The 2,686-nt window shown below is 30.7% G+C and carries 2 protein-coding genes; both read right to left on the minus strand.

The features are described from left to right. Window positions 1–2,246: tetratricopeptide repeat protein (locus tag BUE24_RS23510; protein ID WP_139242107.1), on the minus strand; the 2,246-nt coding region annotated here is incomplete at its 3' end. A gap of 260 nt (window positions 2,247–2,506) precedes the next feature. Further along, on the minus strand, window positions 2,507–2,686 hold a 180-nt coding region (locus BUE24_RS24180), incomplete at its 5' end, for an LPXTG cell wall anchor domain-containing protein (RefSeq protein WP_139242108.1).

Genomic DNA, 2,686 nt, shown 5'->3' on the forward strand with positions numbered 1-2,686 from the left:
ACTTTTAGATCTTTGGAAATAATGGATTGCTTAAAACCATACACCTTATTGGCAAGATCAGGAGTCGCTAATTCTTGAACATCGATATTATTTTTACTAATGGTAAAAGTATAGGTACTATTGTCTGAAGTAAAAAACTCGAGTAACGTGGTTTGCTCATCCAGCTTACTTTGGATATCTGCAACAGAAATTACCTTATTTTGATACTTTAAATTATAGTATTTTGGATAGTTAGTTTCTATTAGCGTGGTCAATGAATCCTGTTTTCTGTTTATATCAAAAAGTTGATTTTCGAATTCTTGAACTTTTGCAGTATTAATCTTCGACTTTTTTGATTGCTCTTCAGCTACTTGAGATAGATAAAATGCTTTATCGATTTTTAAATCCTTTTCAAGTGAAATAATATCCGCTGACAATTTCCTAAATTCCTTGGTTGTTGAAAAATTAAGTAATTCCTTTAAGATATTGCCCATACTTTTTTCTGCGAAAAAAAAGGCTTTATTCAATTCATCTGGATTTCCCTGTTGCTTGTGTAATAACAGTTGTGTTTTAATTGCCCCTTGATATACCTCTTTAGCTCTTCTTGCAAAAGAGATTTTATCCTTACGGTTTTTATAAGATTCTCTAAGATAATCAATAAGTAAATCAGCTTTGTTATATGCCTCAAAACTTTGTTTTAAATCAACAGTTTTCTTGTTTTCTTTGTAAATTAAGTATAAGACTTCTGCTTTACCTTGAATAGTTTCTAAAAGAAAATTAACATCATAAAAGTGATTTGGGTTAATTTCTTCAAGAATTAAATTGGGAGTCTCATTCTTTGAATTTGCCACTAATGCTCTATCAAAATAAGAAAGTGATTCTCTAAATACTCCCTTCTTTCGATATACATTTGCAATTTGATTCAAAGCTTGTAAAAAAAGGGGGTGTTGTTTTTCTGAATTTTCCAAAATATCCATACTTTTTTCATAATTCAAAAGTGCCTTGGTTAATGAGCTCTTTTCATTGTATAAATTCCCTATACTTATATAGACTCTTGCAATTTCAGGATTTGTAGCTTCATGAATATTTTCAGCAATTCGTAGAGCTTTTTGATAATAATCAAATGCCTTATCGTATTTCTTATTTTGCAAATAGATGTTTCCTATGTTAGTGTAGAGTGTAAGCACATCATTATTATTTTCTCCTTTACTTAGCGTAATGTTTCTTAAGGCCTTATTATAATACACCAACGCTTTGTCATACAGCTTTTTGCCTTCCAGCGCAAAACCTATATTCCAATTACAAATAGCAACTTCTTCATGATTTTGATCAAATATTTTTAAGGCCATATCTAAACCTTTTTTATTATAATTCAATGCTTTTTCATACTCACCTTTATCCGTTAAAAGGGTTCCAATATTATTATAAGTAACAAACAAAGCATATTTCTTCTCCTCTTTAAGAAAAATTGGTATTGCTTTTTTATAATACGTCAAGGCTTTATGAGACTTCCCAATGTTACTGTATACAGTTCCAATATTCACATAACTTACAGCAGATTTCATACTGTTTGCACCCAAGTTTTTAACTGTAATCTCCAAGTCCTTTTCGTAATACCTTAAAGCAGTAGGGAATCTACGTTTTGCACTATATATATTACCTATATTATTATACTCGTTAGCAACTCTTTCATCTTCCGAACCAAGAGTCTTAATAAAAATATTTAAAGCCTTTTCTTGATAGTGTAGCGCTTTCTGGAATTTGGATAAAAATTTATTTACCGTACCTATATAACTATATGTAACACCTATACTAATATGATCTTCAGGAAGTAATTTCTTTTCGATCCCAAGTGATCTTTCTAGGTAATGAATTGATTTAGTGAATTTATATGTTTTTAAATTACATATTCCAATATTTTTATAACTATAAGCCTCTTCTTTATTTTGTTTTTTTAAATACTCGTTATTTATTTCTAAAGCCTCGTTTGCACTCTTCAATGCTCCTTTAAAATCTCTAATTCTCCACTGATTTTCAGAAATCTTATTATAACTGTTCGCAACCCGTTCCCAATGTTTCTCCTCTTCATATATAATTAATGCTTTTTTAAAGGACTCGATAGAAGTATCATGTTTTCCAATGGTTAGCAAAGAATCCGCTTTTTGATAGTATTGCCATGCCACAAGCGTATCATTAGCGGATTGAGCGCTTAGTGAGTTTGTACATAAGAATAGAAAAAGCCCAACAAAAAGAAGTATATATTTCATGATAAGATGAGATGTTTACTTATTAATAGCAAAGAAAATGAAAATGTTACCCTTCGGCAAGCTCAGGGTGACAAATGAGAGGTGTATTAATTCTAAGAATTAACAGATTACCCTTTCGGCAAGCTCAGGGTTACGAATGAGAAATATTATTGATGTTAAATACAAATGGATTACACTTGGTGACACTCCTAAATAACCCAAACCGCCTAGTAATTATGCAGTTAACTCTGTAACACTATATCTTTTTTGAAAATAATTACCTACCTCTTCTTCTTGTTAATAAAATAAAAAAGGCCCAATAGCAGAAGACTAAAACCTATTCCCAAAATCCAATACCGCCAATTATTATTTGCAAATTGAATAGGCTCTGGATCGCCTACCAAATAAAACCCACCCCAATAAAAAGGAGCTACTCTATTCACATCAGCAGTATTGATATA

It is taken from the genome of Aquimarina spongiae, assembly GCF_900141785.1.
In the GTDB taxonomy this organism is placed as follows: domain Bacteria; phylum Bacteroidota; class Bacteroidia; order Flavobacteriales; family Flavobacteriaceae; genus Aquimarina; species Aquimarina spongiae.